General features: G+C 58.4%; 12 protein-coding genes and 1 pseudogene. 4 read left to right on the top strand and 9 right to left on the bottom strand.

What is annotated here, in order from left to right:
• Positions 1-297: 297 nt before the first annotated feature.
• Positions 298-1,207 (top strand): annotated as a pseudogene (locus QA640_RS36880) (LysR family transcriptional regulator).
• 365 nt (positions 1,208-1,572) lie between these two features.
• Here the strand turns inward: QA640_RS36880 and QA640_RS36885 are convergent.
• Positions 1,573-2,241, bottom strand: a complete 669-nt coding sequence (locus QA640_RS36885; RefSeq protein WP_283037671.1) for a lytic polysaccharide monooxygenase — start codon at positions 2,239-2,241, stop codon at positions 1,573-1,575.
• 926 nt (positions 2,242-3,167) lie between these two features.
• Between QA640_RS36885 and QA640_RS36890 the strand changes: the two genes are divergently transcribed.
• Positions 3,168-4,205, top strand: a complete 1,038-nt coding sequence (locus QA640_RS36890; protein WP_283037672.1) for a cytochrome-c peroxidase — start codon at positions 3,168-3,170, stop codon at positions 4,203-4,205.
• A 170-nt stretch (positions 4,206-4,375) separates the two neighbouring features.
• A complete protein-coding gene (locus QA640_RS36895; protein WP_283037673.1) occupies positions 4,376-4,537 on the top strand; it encodes a hypothetical protein in 162 nt (53 codons plus the stop codon).
• 467 nt (positions 4,538-5,004) lie between these two features.
• Here QA640_RS36895 and QA640_RS36900 read toward each other — a convergent pair whose 3' ends face one another.
• The 4 genes from QA640_RS36900 to panB form a co-directional block, all read right to left on the bottom strand.
• On the bottom strand, positions 5,005-5,208 hold the full coding sequence (locus QA640_RS36900) for a hypothetical protein (RefSeq protein WP_283037674.1): 204 nt from the start codon (positions 5,206-5,208) through the stop codon (positions 5,005-5,007).
• A gap of 462 nt (positions 5,209-5,670) precedes the next feature.
• Positions 5,671-6,606 (bottom strand): S1/P1 nuclease, encoded by a 936-nt coding sequence (locus tag QA640_RS36905; RefSeq protein WP_283037675.1) that lies wholly within the window; start codon positions 6,604-6,606, stop codon positions 5,671-5,673.
• A 1,729-nt stretch (positions 6,607-8,335) separates the two neighbouring features.
• Positions 8,336-9,202 (bottom strand): pantoate--beta-alanine ligase, encoded by an 867-nt coding sequence (gene panC / locus QA640_RS36910; RefSeq protein WP_283037676.1) that lies wholly within the window; start codon positions 9,200-9,202, stop codon positions 8,336-8,338.
• Positions 9,203-9,216: 14 nt separating this feature from the next.
• Complete coding sequence (gene panB, locus QA640_RS36915; RefSeq protein WP_283037677.1) at positions 9,217-10,089, bottom strand: 3-methyl-2-oxobutanoate hydroxymethyltransferase; 873 nt, start codon at positions 10,087-10,089, stop codon at positions 9,217-9,219.
• Between the two features lie 1,355 nt (positions 10,090-11,444).
• Here panB and QA640_RS36920 point away from each other — a divergent pair.
• Complete coding sequence (locus QA640_RS36920) at positions 11,445-12,095, top strand: GNAT family N-acetyltransferase (protein WP_283037678.1); 651 nt, start codon at positions 11,445-11,447, stop codon at positions 12,093-12,095.
• 203 nt (positions 12,096-12,298) lie between these two features.
• Here QA640_RS36920 and QA640_RS36925 read toward each other — a convergent pair whose 3' ends face one another.
• From QA640_RS36925 to QA640_RS36940, 4 genes are all read right to left on the bottom strand, one after another.
• Positions 12,299-13,573 (bottom strand): IS256 family transposase, encoded by a 1,275-nt coding sequence (locus QA640_RS36925; protein WP_283037679.1) that lies wholly within the window; start codon positions 13,571-13,573, stop codon positions 12,299-12,301.
• A gap of 1,247 nt (positions 13,574-14,820) precedes the next feature.
• Positions 14,821-16,506, bottom strand: coding sequence for a hypothetical protein (locus QA640_RS36930; RefSeq protein WP_283037680.1), 1,686 nt, complete (start codon positions 16,504-16,506; stop codon positions 14,821-14,823).
• Between the two features lie 590 nt (positions 16,507-17,096).
• Positions 17,097-17,402, bottom strand: a complete 306-nt coding sequence (locus tag QA640_RS36935) for a hypothetical protein (protein ID WP_283037681.1) — start codon at positions 17,400-17,402, stop codon at positions 17,097-17,099.
• Positions 17,403-17,468: 66 nt separating this feature from the next.
• Positions 17,469-19,538, bottom strand: a complete 2,070-nt coding sequence (locus QA640_RS36940; protein ID WP_283037682.1) for a methyl-accepting chemotaxis protein — start codon at positions 19,536-19,538, stop codon at positions 17,469-17,471.
• Positions 19,539-20,065: the final 527 nt, after the last annotated feature.

The raw sequence follows: 20,065 nt of genomic DNA on the forward strand, positions 1-20,065 counted from the left end.
CAGCGCCTCCTCGATGTCGCATGCGAAGCTGAGCAGCCTTGCGGTCTCTCCGTCGATGTGGGCAGCCGCGGAAGACCATAAAGAGGACGGCCATCGCTCGACGGCCCGGACGTGGAGGCCGAGTTGCCGCAAGAGCGAGGCCACCGTCAGGCCCGTCGGCCCGTAGCCGATGATGGCCCATCGATGTCTGTCTGAGCCATGAATGTCCTTCCGGATTTTTTGCAGCTTGTGGTACTGGGAGGCATTGGTACAATTTATTGTTTTTATGAACCATATTGATGACGTGGATGCTCCATTATGCGCTTCAAAGGTCTCGACTTGAACCTGCTCGTCGCGCTCGACGCGCTGATGACCAAGCGCAGCCTAACTGCGGCGGCGCGCAGTATCCGTTTGAGCCAACCGGCGATGAGCGCGGCGGTCGGAAGATTGCGAGCCTATTTCCACGACTATCTCTTCACGATGCGTGGGCGCGAACTCGTTCCGACGCCACTTGCCGAGGCGCCGGCCGGACCGGCCCGCAAAGCACTGCTCCACATCCAGCTCTCGATTGCCGCCGATGACACGTTCGACCCGGCCAAATCGGATCGCCGCTTCCGGGTCGTTCTGTCTGACTTCATGGCGTTGGTGTTCTTCCGGACCGTGATTGCGCGTGTCGCGCGCGAGGCCCCCGGCATCACGTTCGAACTGGTTCCGTTTGACGACCAACCGGACGAACCGCTACGGCGCGGCGAGGTGGATTTTCTGATCTTTCCGGAAATGTACATGTCAAACGCGCACCCCAAGGCAAAGCTGTTTGATGAGACGCTGGTATGCGTTGGCTGTCCCACGAACAAGCACCTTTCACGCAAGCTCACTTTCGAACGGTACATGTCGATGGGGCACGTTGCGGCGCAGTTCGGGCGAACTGGCAAGCCTTCGATCGAGGCATGGCTCCTGCTCGAGCATGGCCACAAACGGCGTATCGAGGTGACGGTGCCGAGCTTCAGCATGATCCCACCGCTGCTAGCGGGCACTGAAAAGGATCGCGACCATGCATTCACGGCTGGCTCGGCTTTTCGCAACGACGATGCGGCTGCGGATCGTTGATCTTCCACTGCCGCTACGGGCCTTTACGGAGGCTGTGCAATGGCCCGCTCTTCACAACAATGATCAGGCCAGCGTCTGGATGCGGGAAATCATGCTACAGGAGGCGTCCCGCATGGCGTGAGAGCACAAGCCGTCGCATGCATACCTAAGCGTTTCGCCCCCAATCCTAGCCAAACTGTCCGACGTTATCTGAAAAATGTCAGTCTCCTACGATCGACTTTATCTAGCACATCAAGCTTTCGCAATCGGCTTAAGGCCGAAATCAGAGCTCTCATCGGGTCATGTGAAAAAGACCCATAAAGGCCCTCAATCCAAATTTCCGCCGCCTGATTCTATTCTTCCAACGCAAGAAGAAGCTTGAGTTTGAACTGAGGCGCACGACACCTGACCTTCATCACCCACCGGAAGTGACCTGAAGTCGACGCCGCCCGTTTGTGGTGGGTCAGCGCCAGGTCGGCCATGTGCCCGCGGCAACACTCCGCCTCCTCAATCGGAGCCATTGGCGCTCGACGACTTGCGTTCCTCGAACGTCGCATCGACGATCTGGTAGAACGCCATTGGGCTACTGGCGACTTCCCACACCGCCAAAATAATGTGATAGCCCGTGCGCTTTGGAAGGTCGCAGATGTGCTCGCTGGGCTCCTGGGGAATAAGGTTGGCATTCGGATCCCAAAAGGGCTGGCCGGGATTCTGAACCGTGCAGAATGGCTTCACTTCGAACTGCGCGCGCGTGAGCGGCGAGGACGGATTCCAGCCCGTCCGTGTGATGAAGTAGTTCCAACGCCTCGTCAGGTGAACCGCCCCGGATTCCCACTTGAACTTCTGCTTCGCGCCGGGGTGCAGCACAATCTTCTCCCAGCGCGTCGGCGTCTGCTCATTGAGCAAGGGCACATCACCGCGTACGCTGCTGCCGGCGATGTGGCCGTCCTCTGGTGGCGCCGCGTTCTGCACATCGGTCGGCGCGGTCGAGTCTAACAGACCTCCCTTGATAGCCGGGAAGAACTTACCGCTCTCCATCGAGCTTGCCCTTTGCAAATCAATTGGACAATCCTTATTCCTGTGTTCGGCACACAACACGACGCGTGAGGCTGGCTCGGTGAGGCGACCTTGCGCGAACGCGCTCGCAACGACGAACAGCGACGCCGTGCCGCCCAAGAGCGCAAAGCACCAGGGTCGAAATAGATGCCTCATAGTTCTCCTCGCAATTGTCGGATTGTCGATCGGAGAAGGGTCGTGAGACCGAACCAGGTGACCGCCATCAGGCAGCCCGGTCCCGTAGGTGACCACTGAACAGCCCGCTGCCAGGCAGCGCTCGCTTACACCTCGCTCTCTCCAATGCGCAAGGCTATTCCAATGACGGCGCGTATGCAGGCCAACTGAGCTGTAAGGCGGTGGCGGGTTGATTATTTCAGGTAGCTTCGCTTTAGACATGAGAAACCTTTTCATCCGCTCTCCTTGGCACCCCGTTACGCTTTCTGCTTGCCGGCAAGGCGTGCCATGGGATGTAGCAAGTCACCTAAGATGTCGTGGTGCAGGAAGCTCATGACGCGCGCCACCAATCCATCCGGGCCGTCAGTTGACTAAGTTTATTCGAGCGCAGCGAAGCCATCATCGAGCTCCACGACGCCTCATCTCGACGTGACAAGCAAAGCCCCTGGCTTCCAGACGCGACAGAGTCCGAAGCGATTGGGAGCGCGGCTTGGCAGCACGACGGATCTGCACAGCTTCAGGCTTCGGGATCCATTTCATAGCGTCTGTGGCATTGATTTGGATCCAATTGCGCAACCCTCATCTGACCTCGCGGGACAGGTGCCCGCGATGTCGCGGTGTCCTGCAATTGACGTGCCGCTAGAGAGACGGTTCTTCCTTCTCGAAGAGCGGTAAAACGAGATGCTTCGTGCGACACCGCCGTCCTTGTGTCGGGCTATCGCCAACGTGTCGCGAAGCCAACATCGAGCTGGAAAACTGACAGCGCGAGAGTTGGCTCAGTTTCTGCATGGTTGCAGGTATCAGGTAGTGAGTGCCGCTCTGAAGAAAAAGTCGTTCGTTAGCGGCGTCGAAAGAACCGGAAGTCTCACGTGATGCGCAAGGTATCCATTGCTACCGCTCTCGTGCTCGTCTCATCCCATGCGATCGCGAACGACGATTTGATGATGGCAGCCAAACGACTTTTCAAACCGATCCCATCTGCTATCCCCGCGGTGAAAGACAATCCTGTCACGACCGAGAAAGCCGAGCTCGGCAAGATGCTGTTTTTTGACCCTCGGCTCTCGGCGAGCGGGATCATTAGCTGCAATACGTGTCATAATCTCGGCACCGGCGGCGTCGACGCCGGTCCCACGTCCGTTGGTCACGGCTGGCAAAAGGGGCCGCGTCGGGCGCCAACCGTCTACAATGCGGTGTTCAATGTCGCGCAATTCTGGGACGGACGCGCGCCGGATCTCAAGGCACAGGCCAAGGGACCCGTTCAGGCGAGCGCCGAAATGAATGCGACCCCGGATCACGTGACGAGCACGTTGAATTCGATGGAGGAATATGTCGGCAAGTTCAAGCAGGCGTTCCCGCGTGATACACCGCCGGTCACCTTCGACAATTTCGCGAAGGCGCTCGAGGCCTTTGAAGCGACTCTCACGACGCCGGCGGCTCCCTTCGACCAGTACCTGAATGGCGATGCCAACGCTCTGAACGATCAGCAAAAGGCGGGATTGCGGCTGTTCATGAACAAAGGATGCGCCTCCTGCCATAGCGGAATCAATATTGGGGGACAGGATTTTTTCCCGTTTGGTGTCATCAAAAAGCCTGATGCCAAATTGCTTCCTGCGGCCGACAAGGGACGGTTCGCGGTCACTACGGCCCCCAGCGACCAATACGTATTCCGCGTCGCCCCCTTGCGCAATGTTGCCTTGCGGGCTCCCTACTTCCATTCGGGTCAGGTTTGGACTCTCAAGGAAGCCGTGGGAATCATGAGCGAAGTTCAGCTCGGCGCCAAGCTCAGCGAGAAGGAGAACACCGATATTGTCGCGTTTCTGAATTCACTGAGCGGGCGCCTCCCCAAGATCGAATATCCGATACTGCCCACGCGCACAAAGGAGACGCCGGCACCCTCTTTAGGCAGATAGTGTCTTTCTTCTACCAATGGGATCGCTATGCGTCGGGTCGATCTTGTCTACAGTTTACCTGCGGCGCGACTGCTGCGTTCTGCAACGGCCGCGAGTTCGACCGCATTCAGGCACATCGAAGTGATCTCCAAGCATCCCGCTTTCGACCTGAGAGCGGTAACGGAGGTCAGATGACGACAGTCATTCAAAATCTGCTCGCCCGAAAGCAGAAGCTTATTGAGCAACTTGGTTCTACCCAAGACTTTGAGCAGCGCAACAAGATCGAGCGTCAGCTTGAGCAGGTAAACACTGCGCTTGACCTTCTTGATCGACCTAAGCAGACGCGCAAGTGAGAACGCAAGACCAAGGCCCAGCACAATCTGATGTAGAGCTTCTGGTCCAGCAACGACCCGCTCTGGGTGCTGTTGCCGAGCCTCAACGTCGCGCCCTCGCTGAAACTTCGGCCAATGTTGACGCAAACTGGCGGTTCCAGAATTAAACCCGCAGCGGCGACATCAAGCTTAATACAAGGGCTTGATTGCGGTGGCGCTGCGCGGTGTCTAGGCTCGGCGGACCGGACATTGCCCCGTCCGGATCCACCCAAGGCGAAGCTGTCGCGCCAATATATTCGGCGCGGCGCTTCCTTTGGTCCAAAAGCGTTCCCGTGCACGTAGCCTGCTTTCCGGCGTTTTTTTCGCCTGTCTATGGATCACTTTGCTCGCGCTAATCGTCCGTGAGTTATCCCGCTTGGGCGTGAAGGCCCTGGACCGACGACGGCAGCATCCGAGTTGCTCGGCTCCCACTGAGCGGTCCGCCTTCCTCACTCTGGCGCGATCGTCGCAAGTCCATCTTCGATGATTGCGATTTCCTGGCTTACTTGCGCGACGGCTCGACTTGGATCGATGCCGGTGACGCTCGTTAGTTGCTTCAGCAGCTCCCGCCGATGCGCAAGAAGCTTCTCCAGCGCGGCACGATCGTTCAGCCTGACATAGCCGTTGACGATCAACTCAACCGAATGCGACATCTATCACCCAAACAAACAAGGCTCCAAAAGATTCAATCTAGCAGATCAGGACAGCGCGCGGAGCATCGCGCGGCGAAAAACTTGATTGGTAAGACTAACAAGCAAAGCTCCTTGTCGCCATGCACTTACCGCGCCCATTCTGGTAACGGTCGCGAAGGTGCCGATGTTTCGCGTAACGGGGCCTTCGCGGCAAGGGGCCGCCGCCTAGAAGCGACGGCCCCGCCCAACGCGAGCGACCATTGCCAGCGCGGCCGCCAAATGGCAGGAAACCCGTCACTGTATCATTGGCGGCCTTCGTTCCGAAGACGCTGGCACACGCCTCAATGGAAAAATGATCCGTCCTTGCATGCTTGTTCCTACTCAAAATTATCAGGCAACCTGCCGTGAACACGAATAGCATTTAGCAATGTTCATGTCGGACCACCGCATACAACAATCTATGATGGGGCCCAAGGGAGATGCTCATTTGAACGCATCGTTCAGGATCGCCGCAATCCTGGCGCCGGCGAGCGCAATCCGCTGGTTGGCGATCCTGTGGGCCCTCGATTGGTAAGCCTGCGTGAGCTTGTAGGGGCCGTCGCCGCCGCGGATCGGCGGCGCGTACACTGACGTCTTGGCGATCTCGAAACTCTCCCGAATCCAGTCGTTCTCGTCCGTCGATCCGGCATCGGCCGCACGAAGATCCGCCGCGGCGTCGATGGCATCCTGTGGTGGTGCGCTGGTCGGTCCTAACAACCCATCCCAGAAGGCGTGGAGCTCCCTGGCGCTTCCACATTTGGTGCAGCTGATTTTCACGTCGTTCCCGCCAGCGTCGCCATCCTGCTCGGCGTGCGTGAAGCGGGAGGTCGCGTGCAGGGGTTGGTGCAGGTCACCTACGAGATGCAGCAGCCAGGAAAGATCGTATGAGCGTACGTCGTCCGATACCGTCTTGTCCGCAAGCGTCTTCTTAAAGACAGCGACTTGAGTCTGCGCGTTGGGCGATTGCGGCTGCTGCAATGCGGTACCATCTGTCGAGAACGGTTCGTCAATGAAGTGCCAGTACTTGTGGCGGAAGTGATCGGCATAGCCGATATTCTGCGACGCTTCGGGTGTCTGCGGCGCGACATCGCCGTTTCTGTCACCATCGTTGTGATAGTCGCTGAGCGATTTGATCTGGTCCGGCCACGTCGCTGCCTTGACGAAGGCGACTTGGTCGCGCTGGCTCGCCGGCACGCCCTGGATCCAGCCATCGTATTGAGGATTGAGCTTTAAAAGGCGCGTGGCTTCCTGCTTGGCGGCGGGCGTCAGCTGATTCCAGGCCAGCGCAGCTGCCTCCATATGTCCGAAATTATTCCAGGCCTTGGCGGGCGCCGCAAAGAGCACTGCACAGCCCAGCGCGATCCAGAAGCGTGTTTTCATGGAAAATCCCCACTGATAAAGAATGGAAAGAACTAGCTTACGTTGCGAACACGGATTAATACACGTTATTTATGTCTTCAAAAAGAAGGAAGTCTCGCGCTTGCCACGCAGACCGCAAAGCGAGCTCAAATCAAGCGGGGATCGTATTGCCGGCGAGGTCTTGCCTTAACTGCCGCCCGGTCGCCGTCCACCATGCTGCAAGCTCCCAACTTCAATCAGCACTCACCACCGCGGTGACGCGCGGCCTGAACGAAACCTTAAGAGCTTAAGCCGACGGAGGTCTTTCAGACCTAGAGGGCTCGCCGGAATGCGCCGCCCTGTTGATCCACGACATTGTGGCGACCCCAACCTGAAGCCAGCATGACGTGGCAGTCAGCAAGGCTGCGAGCCCAACAGGAACGAGATCTTGCGTATCGCGCCCAAGGAAGGCGCGCGGGTTGCGGTAAAGGAAGGCGACGTTGGCTAATTGACAGCATCGGTAACAATCGTAGCCGCAATATTCTCTCCGCGTTACTACATCTCGCAGGTAGCCAGGACCTAACCGCCGAGAACAAGTCGTGCAGGTTCGCTCGCCGTGCGGCGTCCGGTGATTCACCAGGATGAATTTCATAGCATAGGCCCGTTAGGTGCTCCGTCCGGCCTGAAGGTTTGCCTGCGATTCGAGTTTCGAAAGGGCACCAATCTCGGGCGACCGCAGATCACATGCGAAAGCGCCGGGCCGAATGCGACGAATATTTCTGGACTCGCAGTCACAACTGACTATGGCCGGGTTGGTCACTCGAGAGGCATCCAAAATGAAGAATGCAATGCAATCCTCTTCAAGATCTGTGTGATATCCGGCGGTATTAGGCGGCTCGCAACCAGCGAAGCCATTTTTGATCGGCCTCCCGCCGTGCCTTGAAACGGTCGATGCATTTCTTGGAACAAAGAGCCGTTCGCCAGTAGTAGTAGCGGATCAGACCAAACCTTCCACCACAGATCGCACAGCACTTCGCTGAACCATGCTCCGAATTATGGAAGCTGTTTCGCATTCTCGCCTCCTGTTGGCGTTACCTGGCTTTTCCCTCGGCGCAGCACTGCGCGCGCATGCGACTTCGGCCGGCGCCCAGCCGTCCGGCTTGTTCAGACACCGCGCAAATCACTTGATGTGCACCGATTTGACGAAGCAACGCTCCATTGGAGGGCTTCGCCAAGGCTGCTCACAATAAGCGTAGTTCAATCTTGATTAGTGCAATCAAAAGCCATCTGAAGCCTAAATCCTGCGCTCTGCCGCCAATTTCTGACGAATTCTAACTGGATTGATCCGATGACGCGCATTTGGCAGCGCTGCCGGACCGTTATCACCGATTCGCACTGCCAAAGGGCAAGCCGTTCCCGTCTCGACCTGTTCGATCAGCATGGCCACTGCGGGCAGCTGAGGTGTGACCTTTCTGATTGCGAGCTGACGTGCTGCGTTATCTTAAGAAGGCGGACGGCATGTCGCATGATATTTTAGTGTCTGCGTTTCGATTTCGCACCCCTCAGAAAAGGTGGGTTGCGCGGGCGGCCGGCAACGCACAACCACCACACGACGAGGCCGGTCGAACCGGGCAGAGGCAGGATGGCGGTCGCTCAATCGGCCGTTGTTTCTCTATGCGCTTGTGACGTCGCGGTCGTGCTCAGCAGTAAGCGCCGCGCCTAGCGGGTCATGCCTTTTTACGACGCAGCGTCGCCGCGCTCGATGTAGTCGCTAGAGCTTGATCGCGTATTCCGTGCTCACTTCCGGCCTAAGAATTAGGTTATCGATCAGCCGCGTCGAGCCGACGTAGGCCGCAGCACACAGGGCTGCAGGATGACGCAAGGGACTCAAGGCCGGCTCAAGCGTGTCGGCATCGACAATCTCGATGTACTGCAGCCGGTCGACTTCATCCAAATGCCGCCTAGCGATTGCGATAAGCTTCTCGCATTGGCGCTCGCCTGCACGAAATTCGGCCTCCGCAGCGAATAGACCGCGACTGATCGCAAGAGCTCGCTGGCGCTCTTCTTTACTGAGGTATCGATTACGGCTGCTCATGGCAAGCCTGTCCGGCTCCCGAACGGTTGGCACGGTGACGATCTCGATCGGGAGATTGAGATCAACTGCCATCCGACGCACAACGGCACATTGCTGGAAATCCTTCTGTCCGAAGAATGCGATATCCGGCTGCACCATGTTGAACAGCTTGCAGACGACGGTTGCGACACCGCGAAAGTGTCCGGGCCTGAACGCCCCGCACAATGATTTTGCGAGTTCGCCGGGTTCGACAAAGGTCTCAAACTGAGCCGGATAGACCTCGCGCGCATCTGGAGCGAAGACGATCGCGACACCGGCCTCGCGACACAGCTTTTCATCGCGTAAAAAGTCGCGCGGATAAGTGCTGAGGTCGTCGTTTGGCCCGAACTGAGTGGGGTTGACGAAGATACTTACGACCGTGAGGTCGCATCGCGCACGACTCGCCTCGATCAACGCCATGTGGCCGTCGTGCAGGTAGCCCATTGTCGGTACGAAGCCGACACGTTTGTCACGAGCTTTTGCAAGAGTGCTACGAAGTTCAGATACCGTCGTAATTGTTTGCATGTTTAAGCTTTACATCAGGTTGGATTGGAAGGCGCCCAGTTTGCGATCGCATCGCTCAACCCTTCGGGAAGTCGATAGGATTCTTGTGGCGTCGGGAATGCTCCGTTCCGGACATCTGCGGCCCAGCGTGACAGCGCCTCCTGCAATAGCGGAAAACCCTCGACATAGGTGCGAACGAATTTTGGCCGATGACTTTCAGTTAAGCCAAGCACATCGTGGAATACAAGCACCTGGCCGGAACAGCTGGGGCCCGCTCCGATTCCCATCGTCGGTATTGTCAGTGACTTGGTCGCTCGGGCGGCGAGCTCGGCCGGGATACCCTCCAGGACGAGAGCGAAGCATCCGGCCTCCTGCAGACAGTGGGCGTCGTCGAGCAGGCGCAAGGCATTGTCGGCGTTGCGGCCCTGCACCTTGAATCCACCCATAACATTGACGCTCTGCGGCGTCAGACCGAGATGGCCCATCACGGGAATCTCACAATCGACCAAGGCACGTACGATTTCAGCGCGCTTGGCCCCACCCTCGAGCTTCACGGCGTCGGCCCCTCGCTGCAGGAAGCCTCCCGCGTTGCGGATCGTCTCCTCGGGGCTGAGATGGAAGCTTAGAAAGGGCATGTCGGCTACAAACAAGGCACGAGGCTTTGTGCGCGCCACGGCTTCGAGGTGATGGTTCATCATCGCCATGCTGACGGGCAACGTATTATCGAATCCGAGGCAGACATTGCCAACGCTATCGCCGACAAGGATGATGTCGACGACGGGGTCGGCGATGCGTGCCGTCACCGCATCGTAAGCGGTGGTCATTACGACACGCCGCCCCTCCCCCTTCCACCGCTGCAGCATTGGAATGGTAACGCGCTCGACAGGCGCGTCCGAAATATGGCTCATCTAAAGTCCGATTTGTCGACTGACCCACATAACCTAGAGTCGCCGCTTCCTAGGGAATGCGAGAGAAATTTGTCAAGGGCGAAGAGGAAAAAGAACGCAGCCTCTCTAAAGTTAGCGGCCGGCGCACAGAAACATCCAATGATCGCGCAATCATCGAACAAGACCTACCAGGTCGTCAGCGACATACGGACCAATTGCGCGGCAGGCGCGCGCCGGTCTGCCGGCTGGACGACCGTTCTCATCCTGCCATTACCGGGAAGGTCCCGGCAACGCGGTGACCGTCGATCCCGGGGTATCGGGCTCCTGCCTCGCACATCAAAAGCCAGCTGAGAGCGCCGGCAATCAAGATCAAACGATTGCCGAAAGCAGAGCAAACCAAGCCTGCCGAACGCACCCAACCCAGCGCGGCGGTGCCCGCTGGCGAAAGCCCCCAGCACTCGCCTGCTTGAGGCGCCCACCCAACCGCGATTACGGGATCATCAAGAGCGCATTTTCTTTGCGATCCTGTGCTCCGCGTAATGTCGGCCCCAGAGCCAGTCCGCACATTATCTTCTTCATGCTGCGTCGATGGCCCGTGTCATGAGTGCCGGGTACCCTGTGGGAAATCTTCCGGGATCGGTGCAGGTGCGGATATCGTCGAGGCCGTGCGCGAAGGGGACGATCGAGGAGAACTCTCCACCGACATTCCTGCCGAATGAGATTGTACTTCGCCTTCACGACGAGGGTGCTAATGGCCGCCTGTTCAACACGGCGGAATCTTAGGCCGGTAACTTTGCGCCCCCGTCAACTACCAACGCTAATGATTGATCGCGATGAAACATAGGGGGACAATCGGTTCACGAATGTTGGGCTGACCCAGCCTATGTGCAAAGAATCTCGCAGCAACCAAGGTCCGCTCTCGGAAAGCGGACTTGATGCGCTGACGTGCCAGCGGCAGAAACCTCAGGCTCGATCCCGCGGAGTAAGAGCTCGCGCCTTCTCGACCGGTGGAAGATCCCAGAGAAGCATGGCAGCTACAGCAACGCTCGGTCATTCCGCTGCCTCAGCGCAGCTGAGTCCTCCTTTGGATGGGATTAGCCCGTAGCAGGCAATGAAGATGGCAGCAAACGAGAGAGGCTTTGAGAGATCGATGATCCTGATCGACAACTTTCGACTCCCTTACATTCAACATTGCCCAGATGGTCGGAGAGTGGAACGGTAGGGAAGCCATTGTCTTGTGTAACACAGTGCCACGGAGCGAAATTCGTAAGATAGCTCATGACCGGATCATTCTCTCGCCCGGCCCAGGAAGCCCTCAAGTTTGTCGGCTCGACGATGGATGTTTTGGCCGGGAGCACCGTTCCGGTCTTGGGCGTGTGTTTAGGACATCAATCCATCGCCCATTTTCATGGGGCATCCGTTGCCTTGAAGAGATTCTCCTCAAGGCAGGCCAGCCGATCCGTGCGATCGTCGAGGGTATCACCGGCAACCCGGATCATAGCGTCGAGATCCATGGAACGGATGACGATGTTGCCGAGGAGGCGGTACCCGATCCGGCACATCGTCTCCGCTTGGCGACACTCCAGGACCGGAACACGATCGCACAATGTGTCGATACGCTTCTCACGGAGCTCGGAGGACCGGGGCCGCAATTCGATCCGCAAGCAGCGGTCAGCGTCGCTGGGCAAATCGCGACGGATTCACGGCTTGGCTTCGCCCTGATCATGGAGGATGTGCTGGCCGCCGAAGTGATCGGCATTGCGGTCGTCTCGCAGGTCACCGCGGTAAGGGCGTCAGGCCACTATGGCATCCTGCAGGAGCTCTGGGTCGATTCGCGCTATCGCTCGGCTCAAAATGGGAGACGGCTTCTCGCTGCGGTGAACCGCGAGGCGCGGGCGCGGGGCTGGCCCATGATCGAGGTGTCTCTTCCCTTGGCCGACCGTCCCGGCGCTGAGAGGCTGGTCGCATTCTATGAAAGCATGGGCTTCACATCGGCTGGAGAGCGGCGACGAAGGAGGCTTCCGTGACCTGGCTAACCGTACACATGACACCGGCCTCAACCAGCCCTGGGGCCCTTATACGCTAATGCGGCCGGAACGATTAAGCCATCAAGGGAGGTGGAGGATAGGCTCAATGAGATCCGGACCGGATTGGAGAGCGCGCCGGTGTCCAGTTGGGGATGTCCCGATCGCTGTTGAACTACGTCGGGCCGACGTTGCCGGAATGAATGTTACGCGGCCCTCGTGACGTGGGCAACGGGGTTGATCGTCATGCGATTGTGGCGAGCTTGAAGGGCCGCACGCAAAACCGACAATTGCTTATGCGCCTTCAATCGTCGGAAGCCCTTGTTGGCCTCGATCATGCCGGCCGCGACCCATCGCAAGGCCATGCCGGCATCCCGCCAGCGTTTGACGTTGCGCGTGACGCGGCGAATGGTGCCCATCATGTTCTCGGCGATGTTGGTACAAGCGAGCGATCGACGAAGCTCCTTCGGCAGCTTCAACCGGACGACAGTCAGGATTTCGTCGAGGCCTTCGAGGATGCTGGCCGCTACGCCGGGCCATTGCTGGTCGAGTCGACGCGCGAGATTGCGGATCAATTTTTCAGCCTTGTCGGCGTCATCGAGCTCCCAGGCCTGGCGCAGCACCCGACGGGTGGCCGCATGATGCTCTTTCGGCAGGCGTTCCATGATGTTGCGCGCCTTGTGGATCTGGCAGCGCTGGATCGCAGCGGCCGAACCGAAGGTGCGGCGGATCGCCTTCGACAACGCCTTCGCGCCGTCGGCGATGAACAGTCTTGGCACCGTCGGGTCGAGCCCGCGCGAGACCAGGTTGTCCAGCAGGGCCTGAACCGTTGCGGCGTTCTCGGTCGCCCCTTCCACCAGCGCCAGCGGATGCTTGTTGCCTTCGCCGTCAACCCCGATCGCGGCCACCAGCACGAGATCGTCGCCGAGATGCAGCCCGTCGATTTGGACCACCAGAAGGTCGAGCGCGGACAGATCGGCAGCCATGAAGTCGGCCAGCCGCGCCGCCGACAGCGCTACGAACCTCCGCGAGGCCGCCGACTTCGAAACCCCCGATCCGGGCGGTGCCGGCACGTCACCCTCGGGCAGCCGGACAGCGCGGCCGAACCGGCGCGTCGACACATTGATCAGCATCAGGTTCATCGCCCAGCGACCGAGCCAGTCCTCCTCCGCCGCCGTTTCCCAGCTCGGGATCGTGACCTCGCGGCCGTCCACGCCCCGGACCCGCGGGCGCTCGACCTCGATCTTGCCGCCGTGGAAGCCGATCCGTCCCCGCGTTCGGCCCCAACGGTGCGCCCGCCGCGCCGCGTCGCGACCGTGGCGCGGCCCGCAGGCCGCCGTGACATCCGCCTCCATCATCGTGCCGAGCGCCTCGATCCCTGCCGCAAGGCAGAACCGATCGAAGCTCGCCCGCACTTCTGCAAACGCTTCGTCCACAGCCCCGGTCGCCGGCCAACCAGCCGGTGTGATATCTCTCGTCATGGCGTTGCTCTCCTTTGTGGAATCAGCACCCCGAGCCTACCGGCTCAAGGTGGGCAACGCCGACCTCTTCAGAAATTCAACAGAACCCGGGACATCCCCGTCCAGTTTATCGCCCACTGAAAACGTCCCAGACAAGTTGGTGTCAGTCCTGAGAACCCTCCATGATCCGGACTACGTTGATGCACTCCGGCTCGGGCCGCATCCACAAGAGCCGGAAATTACCGAGCTTGCCAGAAGATATGCCGCGCCTGGTGTGCCGCAGAACACATCCGTCGACACAGGAACCTATCTGCGCGCCCTTTTTGCCCGCCGCTATAGGCTTCGCAGCCGCGACCACAATCGCGTCAAAGCAAAGCCCGGTAAGTTGCGCAAAAGCGTTCCGTCCTCACCACTAAGGAGCGCCCCACCTGGCGCCTGCAAGAGGGCGCCTTCGGCACGGCAGCGGCGGCGCAACTAAGGAATACAGAAGACTGCAAATAGTACGATCGCGGCAAGAGCGCAGAACACCAATGCCTTGCTAACCAGTGCGCGTCTCTCGATTTGCTCGGCCGCATATCCGAAACTTCGCGCGAGATTGAGTAAGCTGTCTCGTTCGAGCTCTCCTGTCGAGTGCTCAGCCTGTAGCAAGTAACTCTGCTCCAGCCGCCGAAACACTTTCGCATCTCGCATTCTGCGCCCATGCACAGCCATACGCATTGTCCCCATCACAAATGCCGCTCACGTCGCCGCGAAGTCATGTCGCCGGTATGAGATGTGCGAAACCTATTCGCGGAGTGCGAGATGGATGTGACTGTTAGCCCACCAAATCAGAGAGTTGAGACTACAGCATCTTCAAACTCCGACGAATCTGCCGTAGCCGTACACGCGGAGGAGAGCCATGAGGTTTGATGAATGAGAAGGAAAGAGAAGGAGGCGAAAAGGGAGCGATGACGGGCGAAGGCACGAATTTTTCGTGGTGAATATGACCAATGAAGAGCTCAAGAGACATGTTGTGGAAAAGCAGCCGTAATGAGGTCAAGCTCGACATCAATGACCTTGAGCCTGGCAGGGGTTCACCGCGAAAGTCCTGTCCGGCAGTAATCGGGATTATTGGCGCTGATCAAGGCGAGATAGAGAGTACCAGCTGAACTGTTACGATCGCGACACCTACGCAGCTGTAACCATTCGCGGCTGCGGAATTGGAGTGCTCTTTATCGATACGAGCCATGGAAACGGTAGCATGAACGTCAACGATGGCTGTGCCCTATTCAGTTTCGGCGGAGGAAAATCGCACGCTCTCGGCCTGGACTCCCGATAGAGGCCGTGTAGTTCACGCCTTGAATGGTGAGATTTGTCTGCGGCTCAGCCACGCTCGGCAGCACGTTATGCAAGCGCATCCCGTGAATGAAGTCCTCCGTCGCCCACTGGTCGCCATGCTGCCAGCCCTGGGGAAGGTACAAATTTAGATTCGGCACCGCAAGCGGCGCGTGAACCGGGAGATATGCCGGATCGGAGGTCGATGCCCCGTTGTCCCACAGCGGAGAAGGATTCGGTTGATTAACACTGTCCGCCGGCGAATGGGTGGGTGAAGCCAATATCTCCAAGAGTTCCGCTGTGTCTAAACTTTCAGTTGGTAGCTGATTAGCTTTATCCGCTGTCCGCCAAATCTCCTCGGGAGAGACAGCCTGAACTGGCAAGGGTAACGCTGGGCTTGGCTGATTAACGCTGTCCGCCGGCGAATGCGTGGGTGAAGCAAGAATCTCCAAAAGCTCTGCGGTGTCCAAATTTTCGGCTGGCAGCAGGCCAGTTTGATCCGAGGTAGTCCGAAGCTCCGCAGAAAGGCAAATCGACCGCGAGGGGATGGGTTGATCATCCAGCCGTCGCAGAAGCTCCTCTGAGTTGACACTTGGCACCGGTGACTGCACGGTCAGAGCCTCCGCGTGTTGATAGCTGTCCACGGCGGAGCCTTGCGCGTTGCGGTAATCGCGGATGATGTTCAACCCGGTGATTAGATTCTTGTTTTTTGAGTATAGGCGTTTCGCACGCCTGATCAGAGACTCGTGATCTAACTTAGCAATTCCTTGGCCCTCATCTTTGAGCACTCCAGCAAACCTGTAAAGTTTGTCGGTATAGTGTTTGACGGTATGCTCGGGTCGCCCGCTGGCAAGAATCGCAGTATCGATGAGATTCTTGTCCTCCCTCGATGGAATATATTCATCCTCCCGACGAGGGACACGAGCAGCTAAAATATCCGGCTCACGGTACTCGCGAAGCACCTCCAACACGGAGGGCATTTTCACGTCATCCCCGAAGTATTCCTTAACGTAAGCGACCAGCGAATCGTGATCGCACGCAGCAATTGCTCGCCCCCGCGACTCGAGACTTTTCGCCAATCTGCGAAGAAGCTTCTCATTGTTCTCGGCGGTAATAGGTGTCCATCTTCGACGTGCAGCAGCTGCGCGGATGGCTCCCTCGATCAGGCTCGCATCCTCTACAGAAGGAATATAACGTCGACAGCCATCTGAAGCCCTGGGCTCGCGGTACTTACGAAGCGCATTCAATGCGGTAACCATGGATCCATCAGCCGGAAAGAACGCATTAGCGTGCCAGACCAACGATTCGTGATCCAGCGCGTCAATCGTCTGGTTTCGAGACCCAAGATGATTTCCCAATACGCGAAGAGCCCAAGTATAAGTGCCGACCGTGTTTGATTGTAAATTCCTCGCAAAATGCTCGGCTGCCGCGTCGATGAGGGTTCGGTCTTTTTCAGTTAGATGAGGATAGCGGGGTTCTGGAGTTGCGCCCGCGGCCGGAGCGGCATGAGCCTGGCGCGCCTCGGCCAAGCGCTGCTCAAAGTCATCTTGCCCGGCCTGTCGCGCTTGCTCTTGCTGCAACAAGTGATAAGCCTCCGGCCGGCCTGACACATCGAATGGATCAACGTTGTTTGCGTCCACGCCAGCCTTACCTTCACAAGGTCGTCGCAAAGGATCACAACTACCAGGGCTAGCTTTCGAGAAGCTGACCGAAATAGACCCCGAGCGCGGGACAGGAATGGCCGACGGACGGATGCCTATTCTCAAATCAGTCCTTCTTTCTGCTCTTGTGTGCCTTGATCTCTCCTCGACATCCGCTGGCCATGCAATCGGCTGATCTGACGCGGATTTCCGTCCGCCGGAAGGCGCAAGCCCTCGCGCGCTGGCGCGAACCTAGCGGGTGCGGCGCCCGTCTCTACGCTCGCCGGCACGGACGCCGGGCCACACATAAAGGGGAGACGAGGTGCGCAAAGAACATTTTGACACGCACCGAACGCTTCGCGACAGACTAAAGAGGAGATAATATGCTTTGTCCTCAAGCCGGAAAGGTGCATCCAGGGCATGCCGAATTCGGCCGCTTCCCTATGCTGCCTTCGCCGCGCCGTCATCGCCGCAGGTGGTTAGCGAACTCGCTTGATCCCCCGCGTACCGACGTTCCCGCGTCCCGACCCTGACGCAGGCTCCAGGCCGACGAAGCAAAGAGCAAGGATTGGATGCACCCTCCGACGGTCTTACGCGCTTTGCCGTTCGTCAGCATGGAACCGAGCGGGTCCGTATTCCGCAACGATCCACTTGCTCGTCGTGACGTTGCCGCCCATTTCGTTCTCTGTTGCCAAGCGGGCTGCTTCGAGCCTGGCTTCGGCAACGGCCAAATTGTCAAATGTGCCGATCAGCGTTGTGTTTGGAAGCCGATACCGAACGTTGTTTGAGCCAAGGATCCACAGTTTCCAGCCCTGCGCCGCTGCTTGCTTCAAAAAGGTCGGGTGCGGATCAGGCTTGGTCTCCTTCAAATCATACGATGCAAGATAGGCAGGCATTATGAGACCCCCAGTGAGAGCAAATAATCACACCACATAATCTAATTCTGTAGGAATTTCAGATGGTCACGACCTGACCCCGGCGAGAAAGCCATCGACCTCCAGTTTGAGACGGTGGCTGCTTTGGGCTAGCGCATTCGCAGATGTCAGTACCTGCGAGGATGATGCCCCTGTGCTCGAGGCGCTCCCTGCAACCTGCCGGATGTTAGTGGCGACCTGCGTCGACATTTCTGCCGCATGTTGAATATTCTGCGCAATGTGCCGAGTTGCTGTACCCTGCTCTTCGATGGCAGCAGCAATCGTGGAGGCGATTTGCGAGATCCTGCCGATGTTGCTGCCGATCTCTGCCATCGCAGTAACCGACTCCTCAGTGGCCGCCTGGATATCTGCGATTTGTCCTGCAATGTCCGAGGTCGCCTTGGTAGTCTGCCTTGCCAGCGACTTTACCTCGTGCGCCACAACGGCAAAGCCGCTGCCGGCCTTGCCCGCACGCGCAGCCTCGATCGTTGCGTTAAGAGCCAAAAGGTTTGTTTGCCTGGCAATTGCGGCGATCAACTCAACCACGCCACCAACCTTTAGCGCCGCGGCGGATAGGTGCTTTATCCTTCGGTCGGTTTCTTCGGCTTGACGCACCGCTCCCCTCGCGATTTCTGCAGATTGCTCGACCTGGCGTCCAACTTCCATAGCAGACGCCATCAACTCGGCGGTACGTGCAGCGACAACCCGAACACCGCCTGAGGTTTCCTCCGAGGCTAAAGCTACCTTGTCAGAGACTTCCTGTGTATCGTGTGCCGTATCCGCCAGGCTGCGCGCGGAAGCCTCCAGCTCGGTCGAAGCGGATGAGAGCGTGTCGAGGACGCCGCTTACCGCATCTTCAAATGTCCTGGCAAGCTTCTCAAGCTCCGCCTTCCGTCGCATCCCCGCCAAGCGGTCCTGTTCCAGATTCGCTGCAAACTCGGCCTGCGCCTTCTCACTCAATTTAAGCTTGAACGATTCCATGGCCCGCGCCATTTCACCGATCTCGTCCGAACGGCCAAGTCCGGGTAGAGTCACCTCAAACTGGCCGGCCGCCAGTTGGCGCATCGCTTTGGTCATGCGTGTGATCAGCCGGGCCATTGTCTGCCCAACAACGATGGCAACGAAACCGATGACGAGCGTGGCAAACCCAATTCCCCAGCCCAGCATCTGGCGGATCCGCGAAGCACGCTCTTCCGCAGCGGCAGCGCTGGCATCAGCTGCCGCGATCGCTTTCAACAGCAGAGGACGATTTCGGCCGTAGATCTGTCCGAGATCATCAACCTGCTCGTCCAATGCTTGTTGCGCAACCAGGAACGCCACGAAGCTCGACCGGTAGGACTCGATAAGCTTCTTCAGTTCCGACTTGGCGGCTGGCGCCAACTCCAAAGCAGCAAGGGCGGTCTCGAACTCGGCGACGCGCTTGTCCAGCTCATCCCCGTACTTCTCCTCACGCCGCAGCATGAAATCCTTTTCGTGCCGTCGCATCATCAGCATCAACACAGTTAGCTGCGGCTGATTGATCTGCGAAAGGGAGGATTCAGCTTCATGCACGGCATTGCGCAGCTTGCTCTGGAGGCCATCATTCTCAGTGAACCCGAGCACGCGCTGCGCTGAAGCGATGTTGTTGAAACGTGTTGCATAAAGGCCGATTCCGGCACGCAGGAAAGACACGTCTTTCAGAGGATCGCCCTCCGGCAAGGAGGCAACATACTCCTCGATCTGATCGAGGCTGGCCAGCTCCTTCCTGATGCCGTCTGCATGGCGCGCGATCAATGCTTCATCGTGGCTGCGCAAAAACTCCAGTGCAAGCTGCTGCGACTCAAGAAACGCTTCTGAAATCGCCGCCAAGTGAGCACGAAGGTGAATGCTCTGGTCTGCCTCCCGCTGAACCTGAGCAACATAATTGAGCCCTAGGATGCAAGTCGTCCCTGTGACGAGCACGCCCCCTATTCCAAGCATGGCAATCTTGGTTCGCAGGCTTGGTCGAGGCCGAAGAATTGGTAATATGAGCCGTAGCGCAATGATTGAAGCGAGCATCAGATTGCCAATCAATCCATCATCATTTCGCCGTTTCTGACCAGCACGCTCGAAACGATGGCTCGGCGAGATGCTGACCATTCGCAGCCTCTAATTTGGGTTGTTGCACGAGATTGACGGAGAGACCGGGCTCGATGGGTATGCCGTGGTAAGCGCGGGCAGGCGGTTCTTTTGCGTTCTTTGTCCTTCGGCTTGCTTTGCGCGGCCGACCGGCTTACTCGCCGATCATCGACCGCCGAAAGACTGGTTACGACATCGGCATATCATGCCCTCGCGCTGCAGACTCGCGGTGCAGGCGGCAGCCAGCGCCTAAATTACGCGATATTAGGCGCTATTGCGCAGGATTCATGTCGCCGAGATCGGTAACACTCATCGCGGCGGGCACGCTTCGTTTTTTCCGGCGCCTTTTTTGATCTCAACCTTTGCCTGTTAGCCAGCAGCTGGCCGGCGGCGTCGCTGAGGCCCTGCTTAATGCCGCGCTTGAGTCCGGCGAAACATTTTGCATCAACATGATGGATTTAACGGGATGACACTGGAGCGCGGCATACCGGCGCGCTCGGCAAGAACTCGGCTGCCTTGCGTCTTTAGGAAAGCCCCGTCGCAATCGG

It is taken from the genome of Bradyrhizobium sp. CB82 (assembly GCF_029714405.1).
Classification (GTDB): Bacteria; Pseudomonadota; Alphaproteobacteria; order Rhizobiales; family Xanthobacteraceae; genus Bradyrhizobium.

Bases quoted from the DNA above. Each gene is read 5' to 3' on its own strand.
- panB (WP_283037677.1), bottom strand. From the start codon at position 10,089: ATGAGCCATATTTCGGACGCGCCTGTCGAGCGCGTTACCATTCCAATG.
- QA640_RS36940 (WP_283037682.1), bottom strand. From the start codon at position 19,538: ATGGTCAGCATCTCGCCGAGCCATCGTTTCGAGCGTGCTGGTCAGAAA.
- QA640_RS36935 (WP_283037681.1), bottom strand. From the start codon at position 17,402: ATGCCTGCCTATCTTGCATCGTATGATTTGAAGGAGACCAAGCCTGAT.
- QA640_RS36890 (WP_283037672.1), top strand. From the start codon at position 3,168: ATGCGCAAGGTATCCATTGCTACCGCTCTCGTGCTCGTCTCATCCCAT.
- QA640_RS36905 (WP_283037675.1), bottom strand. From the start codon at position 6,606: ATGAAAACACGCTTCTGGATCGCGCTGGGCTGTGCAGTGCTCTTTGCG.
- QA640_RS36895 (WP_283037673.1), top strand. From the start codon at position 4,376: ATGACGACAGTCATTCAAAATCTGCTCGCCCGAAAGCAGAAGCTTATT.
- QA640_RS36925 (WP_283037679.1), bottom strand. From the start codon at position 13,573: ATGACGAGAGATATCACACCGGCTGGTTGGCCGGCGACCGGGGCTGTG.
- panC (WP_283037676.1), bottom strand. From the start codon at position 9,202: ATGCAAACAATTACGACGGTATCTGAACTTCGTAGCACTCTTGCAAAA.
- QA640_RS36900 (WP_283037674.1), bottom strand. From the start codon at position 5,208: ATGTCGCATTCGGTTGAGTTGATCGTCAACGGCTATGTCAGGCTGAAC.